General features: G+C 60.7%; 8 protein-coding genes. 7 read left to right on the forward strand and 1 reads right to left on the reverse strand.

Annotated elements, in window-relative coordinates; translation table 11 throughout:
• Window positions 1-92 precede the first annotated feature (92 nt).
• Complete coding sequence (locus BK665_RS16935; RefSeq protein WP_123407418.1) at window positions 93-1,145, reverse strand: 2,5-dihydroxypyridine 5,6-dioxygenase; 1,053 nt, start codon at window positions 1,143-1,145, stop codon at window positions 93-95.
• Window positions 1,146-1,456: 311 nt separating this feature from the next.
• Here BK665_RS16935 and BK665_RS16940 point away from each other — a divergent pair, with 311 nt between their 5' ends.
• From BK665_RS16940 to BK665_RS16975, 7 genes are all read left to right on the forward strand, one after another.
• On the forward strand, window positions 1,457-2,605 hold the full coding sequence (locus BK665_RS16940; RefSeq protein ID WP_123407420.1) for an FAD-dependent monooxygenase: 1,149 nt from the start codon (window positions 1,457-1,459) through the stop codon (window positions 2,603-2,605).
• Entirely contained in the window at window positions 2,602-3,408 is an 807-nt protein-coding gene (locus BK665_RS16945; RefSeq protein WP_123407423.1) for an alpha/beta fold hydrolase, read from the forward strand. The genes BK665_RS16940 and BK665_RS16945 overlap by 4 nt, the downstream gene beginning before the upstream one ends.
• Before the next feature lie 18 nt (window positions 3,409-3,426).
• On the forward strand, window positions 3,427-4,179 hold the full coding sequence (locus tag BK665_RS16950; RefSeq protein ID WP_123407425.1) for a maleate cis-trans isomerase family protein: 753 nt from the start codon (window positions 3,427-3,429) through the stop codon (window positions 4,177-4,179).
• A gap of 12 nt (window positions 4,180-4,191) precedes the next feature.
• A complete protein-coding gene (locus BK665_RS16955) occupies window positions 4,192-4,824 on the forward strand; it encodes an N-carbamoylsarcosine amidohydrolase (protein WP_123407427.1) in 633 nt (210 codons plus the stop codon).
• A 245-nt stretch (window positions 4,825-5,069) separates the two neighbouring features.
• Window positions 5,070-6,380, forward strand: coding sequence for an MFS transporter (locus tag BK665_RS16960; RefSeq protein ID WP_123407429.1), 1,311 nt, complete (start codon window positions 5,070-5,072; stop codon window positions 6,378-6,380).
• A gap of 142 nt (window positions 6,381-6,522) precedes the next feature.
• Entirely contained in the window at window positions 6,523-7,602 is a 1,080-nt protein-coding gene (locus BK665_RS16970; RefSeq protein ID WP_123407433.1) for a nucleoside hydrolase, read from the forward strand.
• Window positions 7,603-7,728: 126 nt separating this feature from the next.
• Window positions 7,729-8,202, forward strand: a complete 474-nt coding sequence (locus BK665_RS16975; RefSeq protein WP_123407693.1) for an LEA/WHy family protein — start codon at window positions 7,729-7,731, stop codon at window positions 8,200-8,202.
• Window positions 8,203-8,233: the final 31 nt, after the last annotated feature.

The following is an 8,233-nucleotide window of genomic DNA, read 5'->3' on the forward strand; positions in this document are numbered from 1 at the left end:
TACGGTGTGTCAGTCAGCATTTACATCGACTGACACACCGTATTCGCGAGCAAGCCCGCTCCCACATTGGATCTCCTGTGGCTGTGAGGACGTCAGCGAACCCGGGAGGCTTCAGGCGCCACCACATCCCCGCCAATCACCACCGCCTGATCATCCAGGTACACATCGCAATTGCGCAGCGGTATATCCAAATGGCACGGGGTTTTGCGCTTGCCGCCGACTTCGGTGTTCGGCCCGGTGGAGAACAGGAAGTTGCCATAAAACGCCCGGGCATCCATGCACATGCCATCGTTCTTGTCATGCAAACCCATGGCCGTCCACTGAGCTTTTGGTTGCAAACCCCAGCCAATGTGGGAGATGCCGTACACCTCGGGATCATTGAAATACTTCATGTAATCACGCAGGTATTCAGCCTCGAAACCGCCGTGGATCGAGGTGATGAAGCCCTTTTCGATCTCCAGGGTGATCTTCTCCCGGGCATAGGTCTTGAACGGCAGCACGATGTCGCCAATGTCCAGCACCAGCACGCCTTCGGCGGTTTCTTCGTTGGGCCAGGAAAACAGAAACCCGCTGGGCCAATGGTCCCAACGCCCCGGTTCATCGGCGAAACCGTACTCGGTCACCGCCGGATACTGCCCCAGCGCTGCCCGGAAATCGCTGCCGGCGCGGGAGGTGACGTGGATCGAACGCGCCTGTGTCAGCAGCTTCTCCGCCGCCATCACCCGCACCTTGTCGGCCTCGGTCGGCAGCATGCGCGCCAGGACTTCCGGGGGTTCGACCGCCAATAGAATCCGCGTGCCGGTCTTGAGGATCTGCTCCTGCTCCGGCGAGTGCAGCAGCATCATGGTGTCGACGATCAGGTCCGCCGCTTCCAGCGCCCGTTGCGCGGCGATATTGCCGGTCAGCGCGGTGTCGCCGCAGTAGGCGGTCATGTCGTTGCCCATGGCCGTCGGATGGTTGAACGACGGCAATTCCACCACGTAGACCTTGGCGCCCAGGCGCTGGGCGGCATCCATCGCGGCACGCACGGTGCGCGGGTCGGAATAGTGGCTCTTGAGCACGGCGACGCTCTGGGTCGAGTCGACCTTCGACAACTTCAACACGTGTTCGAACATCTGGGTCAGTTCGCAATCGCTTACCGGCATTTCCAATCTCCTCAATCGTCTGCTGCGCACCAAGTCGAGGCGCCCTGCCTCACTCCAGTGCATTTTTATAGCGTGTACGCCATTTTTTATCGATAAGACATCAAATGCGAGCGGACTGCAAGCGCCGGACCATAACGTTACCAACCCACACAAACCCAACAAACAAAGGTTACATTCGGTGACTACGGGCAAAAAACGCCAAAAATTAATTTTTACCAACGGCTCTTTCTTTTTGAAAAATACAGCGTATACACTTTAAAAACCTTGCGGCGACACCGCCAGCGACCATTCGAAGAAGAGGAACAAGCCCCATGGCCCATACGCAAAAAATCGCCATCGTCGGTGCAGGTCTTGGCGGTGCAGCCGCCGCGACGTTGCTGCAACAAGCCGGGTTCCAGGTGGACATCTACGAACAGGCCCCGGAGTTCTCCCGCCTCGGCGCCGGGATCCACATGGGCCCCAACATCATGAAAATCTTCCGGCGCATGGGCATCGAGCAGCAGCTCGACCTGATGGGCTCGCACCCGGATCACTGGTTCAGCCGTGACGGCTTGAGCGGCGACTACCTGTCGCGCATCCCACTGGGGGATTTCGCTCGCAAGGAATACGGCGCGTCCTACGTCACCGTGCACCGCGGCGACCTGCACGCCTTGCAGATGTCGACGATCAAACCCGGCACCGTGCACTTCAACAAACGCCTGGAAACCCTCGAAGAAACCGACACCCAGGTGCGCCTGACTTTCAGCGACGGCGAAGTCACCTACGCCGACATCGTGATCGGTGCTGACGGGATCAATTCGAAGATTCGTGAAGAGTTGCTGGGCGCGGAAAAACCGCTGTACAGCGGCTGGGTCGCGCATCGTGCATTGATCCGTGGCGACCAATTGGCCAAGTACGACCTGAAGTTCGAGGACTGCATCAAGTGGTGGACCGAGGACCGGCACATGATGGTCTACTACACCACCGGCAAGCGCGACGAGTATTACTACGTCACCGGCGTGCCGCACCCGGAGTGGGATTTCCAGGGCGCGTTTGTCGATAGCAGCCGCGAAGAAATGTTCGAAGCGTTCCAGGGCTATCACCCGACGGTCCAGGCGCTGATCGAGTCCACCGAAAGCGTGACCAAATGGCCGCTGCGCAACCGCAATCCGTTGCCGTTGTGGAGCCGTGGTCGTCTGGTATTGCTGGGCGACGCTTGCCACCCGATGAAGCCACACATGGCCCAGGGCGCGGGCATGGCCATCGAAGACGCGGCGATGCTGACCCGCTGCTTGCAGGAAACCGGCCTCGGCGACTACCGCACCGCGTTCGAACTCTATGAAGCCAACCGCAAGGAACGCGCCTCCCGCGTTCAGTCCGTGTCCAACGCCAACACCTGGTTGCGCACCCAGGAAGATCCGGCCTGGGTCTACGGCTACGACCTGTACGCCCAACCGCTGAAATCGGGGGTGGCCGCGTGAGCACTTTCGTCCATGGCGGCAACGTTCAGGCCAACGGCATTCGCCAGCACTACTTGCGCTACGGCGGCAAAGGCCCGGCGCTGGTGCTGATCCCTGGCATTACCAGTCCGGCGATCACTTGGGGGTTTGTTGCGGAACGTCTTGGTGAGCATTTCGATACCTATGTGCTGGATGTTCGCGGGCGTGGCCTCTCCTCCACCGGGCCTGATCTGGATTACAGCGCTGAGACTTGCGCCGATGACATCGGCGCTTTTGCCGCTGCCATGCAGCTCGATAACTATCACTTGGTCGGCCATTCCATGGGCGCCCGTTTTGCGGTGCGCAGTGCTGTGAAACATCCGGCCGGGGTCAATCGTCTGGTGTTGATCGACCCGCCCGTCTCCGGCCCCGGTCGCCGTGAATACCCGAGCAAACTGCCGTGGTACGTCGATTCAATCCGCCAGTCATTGATCGGGATGGATGCCGAGGCGATGCGCGCCTTCTGCGCCACCTGGACCGATGAGCAACTGCAACTGCGCGCCGAATGGCTGCACACCTGCTATGAACCGGCAATCGTGCGCGCCTTCAACGATTTCCATGATGTGGATTTCCATCAAGACCTGCCGAAACTCCAGCAACCCGCTTTGCTGATGATCGCTGGCCGTGGCGGCGTGATTGCGCCCGAGGACGAAGCGGAAATCCTCGACCTGCAACCGACCATTCGCAGCGTCCACGTCGCCAATGCCGGGCACATGATTCCCTGGGATGACCTCGAAGGCTTCTTCAGCGCCTTCGGTGATTTCCTTGGCCCGCGCCTCAACTAATCGAATCGGGAGACGTTTATGCTCAAGCCTTACCGCATCGGCCAGATTGTGCCGAGTTCCAACACCACCATGGAAACCGAGATCCCGGCGATGCTCAACGCACGCCAGTTGATCCGCCCGGAACGCTTCACCTTTCACTCCAGCCGCATGCGCATGAAGCAAGTGCGCAAGGAAGAACTGGCGGCGATGGACGGTGAGTCCGACCGTTGCGCCATTGAACTGTCCGACGCCAAGGTCGATGTGCTGGGGTATGCCTGCCTCGTCGCGATCATGGCCATGGGGCTCGGTTATCATCGCAAGTCCGAGCAACGACTGCGCAAGGCCACCGCTGATAACGACGCCAACGCCCCGGTGATCACCAGTGCCGGTGCCTTGATCGAAGGTCTGAAGGTCATGGGCGCTAAACGCATCGCCATCGTCGCGCCGTACATGAAACCGCTGACGGAACTGGTGGTGGATTACATTCGCGAAGAAGGCTTTGAAGTGGTGGACTGGCGCGCCCTGGAGATCCCCGACAACCTGGCCGTGGCCCGGCACGACCCGGCGAACCTGCCCGGCATCGTCGCTGGCATGAATCTGGAAGGCGTGGATGTGATCGTGCTCTCGGCCTGTGTGCAGATGCAGTCGCTGCCGGTGGTGGCGCAAGTCGAGGCGCAAACCGGCAAACCGGTGCTCACCGCAGCGATTGCCACGACCTACGCCATGCTCAAGGCCCTGGACCTGGAACCCATCGTTCCCGGCGCCGGCGCCCTGCTCTCTGGTGCTTATTAAGGGGTGAGTGACATGAGCGAACAAACCGCCAACGACAACTACCAGGGCGTGTGGGGCCAGCGCATCGGTTTCGGGCGGAAGGCTGCGTTGCTGATGATCGATTTCATGCGCGGCTACACCACCGAAGGCGCGCCGCTGTTTGCTCCCGGCGTGGTCAGTGCCGTGGCTGAAAGCGTCGAGCTGCTGGCCAGTGCTCGCCGTCATGGCATCCCGGTGGTGCACACCAATATCCGCTACCATCCCGGCCATTTTGCCGATGGCGGAATCTGGGTGAAAAAAGCGCCGGTGATGAAGGACATGGTCGAGGGCAATCCCTTGGCGGCGTTTTGTGAAGAGGTGCTGCCTCAATCCGATGAAGTGGTGATCAGCAAACAGTACGCCAGTGCGTTTTTCGGCAGCAGTTTGGCCTCGATGCTGCACGCCCAGGGGATCGACACCGTGGTGCTGGCCGGCTGCTCGACCAGCGGTTGTATTCGGGCGACGGCAGTGGATGCGGTGCAACACGGGTTCCGCACCATCGTCGTGCGCGAATGCGTCGGCGACCGGCATCCGGCGCCCCACGAAGCCAACCTGTTCGACATCGACAGCAAGTATGGCGATGTCGTCAGCAAGCGGGAGGCGATTGCCCACTTCGAAAAAATGTAATGCGTGCCACAAGAACCGCGCCATAGAGCGCAGGTCTTGGTGACAAAACTGAGGTGTACGCTTTGTAGGAGCAAGGCTTGCCCGCGATGGCGATCTCAAGGACGCCTTCGCGAGCAAGCTTTGCTCCTACACAGGGTGTGCGACCTCAGTCTTCTGACACTGCCTTTGGACGCCGCTTTCAGCGCGCCAGAGCGCTGGAAAAAGCGGCTGTATAAAAACCATAAGTCACCGCCAGGAGACATCCGATGCCCATTGCGAACGCAGCACCCGCGACCACGGTCGCCGACCCGATTCAAGCGCTGTACCACAAGATCACCTGGAAGCTGATTCCGTTCCTGTGCTTCTGCTACCTGGCCGCGTACCTCGACCGGATCAACATCGGCTTCGCCAAACTGCAGATGCTCGACCAACTGCACTTCAGCGAAACCGCGTTCGGCCTCGGCGCCGGGCTGTTTTTTGTCGGCTACATCCTGTTCGAAGTGCCGAGCAACCTGGTGCTGGAAAAGGTCGGCGCGAAGATCTGGATCGCCCGAATCATGATCACCTGGGGTCTGCTCTCGGCCTGCACCATGCTCGTGACCTCCACCACCCAGTTCTACGTCCTGCGTTTCCTGCTGGGCGCCGCTGAAGCCGGGTTCCTGCCGGGGGTGCTGTATTACCTGACCACCTGGTTCCCGACCTATCGCCGGGGTCGCATCATCGCGCTGTTCATGATCGGTTTGCCGCTGTCCAGCGTGATTGGCGGGCCGCTATCGGGTTGGGTAATGAGCCATTTCGACAGCTTCGGCGGCTTGCGCGGCTGGCAGTGGCTGTTCCTGATCGAAGCGGTGCCCAGCGTGTTGCTCGGCGTGCTGACCTTCTGGGCGTTGCCCAACAGCTATCAACAAGCCAAGTGGCTCAACGATGAAGAGAAAGCCCTGCTGGAACAGGAACTGCGCGCCGACGATGCCAGTGCCGCCGACAGCAAGCACAGCTTTCGCGATGGCTTCTTCAACCTGAAAGTGTGGATGCTCGGCGGCATCGATTTCTCGATCCTGCTCAGCGCCTACGCCATGGGTTTCTGGATGCCGACCTTCATCCGCAACGCCGGGATTGTCGACACCTTCCACATCGGCATCCTCACCGCGTTGCCGAGCATCGCCGCGCTGCTGGGCATGCTGTTGATCGGCGCCAGCTCCGACAAACACCGCGAACGCCGCTGGCACATCATCGTGCCGTTCCTGGTCGGCGCGGCGGCCATGGCCACGGCACCGTTCTTCGTGCACAACGTGGTAGCGACCGTGGCGCTGTTCGCCATTGCCTCGGCGGCGATCATTGGTGCGGTGCCGGTGTTCTTCAGCCTGCCGGCGACATTTCTCAAAGGCACGGCCGCGGCCACCGGGTTTGCCCTCGCCTGCTCGCTGGCGAACATCGCTGGACTGGTGAGTAACTCGCTGATGGGCGTGGCGATAGATGTCACGGGCAGCAGTGCCGGGGCGTTGTGGTTCTTTGCCGGGTGTTTGATCCTCAGTAGTTTCCTGGTGATCGCGTTGCCCGCCAAATTGGTAAACCGCTAACCGCCCAACATCCCTGTGGGAGCGGGCTTGCTCGCGAAGGCGTCGTGTCAGTCGACATCAATTTTGACTGACACACCGCATTCGCGAGCAAGCCCGCTCCCACAGGGGATTTGTATTCCAAAAATTACTCAGGTGAGAATTCATGCAAGGTTTGATCAAACGCTGTGCCCTGCTTGTCGCCGCCGGCCTGTGCGCCGGGTCCTTGCAAGCGGCGGAGAAAGTCATTTTCGACACCGACTTCAACGTACTCAACGATGACGGCCAGGCCTTCATCATGCTCGCCCAGTTGCACGCGCAAAAACGCATCGATCTGCTCGGCATGACGTTGGTCAGCGGCAACGCCTGGGTCGATCAGGAGCAGGTCGACGCGCTGAAGGCCGTGGAGCGCATGGGCGTGGAAAAGGAGGTCGGGGTGTATTCCGGCGCGGCGTATCCGTTGCTGCATGACTTCGCCACCTACCCGCAGGAACAAGCGCTGTTCGGCGCCGGTTGGCCGGGGGCGTTCAAATCGCCGCGTCCGACCTCCGCCGCACAACTGGTCGCGCCGCCGGATGGCCTGGCCACCCACACTCAACTGCGCAAGGAAACCGCCGCGCAATTCATTGTCGACAGCGTGCGCGCCAATCCCCATGAAGTGACGTTGCTGGCGGTCGGGCCGCTGACCAACATTGCGCTGGCGATCCGTTCTGCGCCGGACATCGTGCCGCTGATCAAACGCATCGTGTACATGGGCGGCGCGATCGAGATTCCGGGCAACACCACGCCGGCCGCCGAGTTCAACTGGTGGTTCGATCCCGAGGCGGCGAAGATCGTCCTGCGCGCGCCCATCGAGCATGTGATCTTCCCCAACGATGTCTGCGAGAAAGTCACCTTCGATGCCTCGGTGTACAAACGAGTGATCGCCAAACCGGGCCCGATTGCCGATCTGTACAAACACGAGTTCGGTCCACTGTTCGACAAGGATCCGGCCTACCACAGCTTCACCTGGGACAGCCTGCCAGCGCTGTTCCTGGTGCAACCGGGCATCGTCACCGAGTCCCGGGATTTGTGGGTGGACGTGGACGCGCAGTTCAGCGCCGATTACGGCCGGGCCCTGGGCTATAAAAAGAGTCCACCGGTAGGCACGCAAAAAGCCAAGGTGGTGTTTGCCATCGACCAGAAGCAATTCTGGGACGGCTACGTCAACCTCGTGACCTTGCCGACGCCGGTCAAGGCTCGCTGAAACCTCGGCCCTCATGAACAAGTGACAGCTTGCAGCGAACCCCTCACAGTGAGCGTGGTCGCACAGGTGAACCGCCCGAAAATCTTCAACGGCGGTTCAGTCCCTTTTTCTGTCGAGAGCCTTTTGATGCGCAGACTTTTTGCCCTGTCCTTGTCCCTGCTGTTGCTCTCCCTGAGCGCCTGCGCGCTGTTCCCCAATCGCGACCCGCTGAACATCAACGTGGTCGGCATCGAACCGCTGCAAAGCCAGGACCTGGAAGTGCGCTTCGCGGTGAAGATCCGCGTACAGAATCCCAATGAAACCGCGATCGACTACAACGGCGTGGCCCTGGACCTGGAAGTCAACGGTCAGCCACTGGCTTCCGGTGTCAGCGATCAGTCAGGGACAATCCCACGGTTTTCCGAAACGGTGTTGACCGTGCCGGTGAGCGTTTCGGCGTTCTCGGTCCTGCGCCAGACCCTGGGCCTGAGCCAGACCCAAACCCTCGACAACCTGCCCTACCTGCTGCGGGGCAAACTGGCCGGCGGGTTGTTTGGCACCATGCGGTTTGTCGATACCGGCAAGCTGAGTTTGCCGAGGGCCGCCGCCGCAACCTGGTAAACCCGCCGCCATAAAAATGTGGGAGCGGGCT

It is taken from the genome of Pseudomonas frederiksbergensis, from assembly GCF_003732665.1.
GTDB classification, from domain to species: Bacteria; Pseudomonadota; Gammaproteobacteria; order Pseudomonadales; family Pseudomonadaceae; genus Aquipseudomonas; species Aquipseudomonas frederiksbergensis_G.

What these genes read in the sequence shown, in the direction of transcription:
- BK665_RS16935 (WP_123407418.1), bottom strand. Translation starts at nt 1,145, where the DNA reads ATGCCGGTAAGCGATTGCGAACTGACCCAGATGTTCGAACACGTGTTG.
- BK665_RS16940 (WP_123407420.1), top strand. Translation starts at nt 1,457, where the DNA reads ATGGCCCATACGCAAAAAATCGCCATCGTCGGTGCAGGTCTTGGCGGT.
- BK665_RS16950 (WP_123407425.1), top strand. Translation starts at nt 3,427, where the DNA reads ATGCTCAAGCCTTACCGCATCGGCCAGATTGTGCCGAGTTCCAACACC.
- BK665_RS16955 (WP_123407427.1), top strand. Translation starts at nt 4,192, where the DNA reads ATGAGCGAACAAACCGCCAACGACAACTACCAGGGCGTGTGGGGCCAG.
- BK665_RS16960 (WP_123407429.1), top strand. Translation starts at nt 5,070, where the DNA reads ATGCCCATTGCGAACGCAGCACCCGCGACCACGGTCGCCGACCCGATT.
- BK665_RS16970 (WP_123407433.1), top strand. Translation starts at nt 6,523, where the DNA reads ATGCAAGGTTTGATCAAACGCTGTGCCCTGCTTGTCGCCGCCGGCCTG.
- BK665_RS16975 (WP_123407693.1), top strand. Translation starts at nt 7,729, where the DNA reads ATGCGCAGACTTTTTGCCCTGTCCTTGTCCCTGCTGTTGCTCTCCCTG.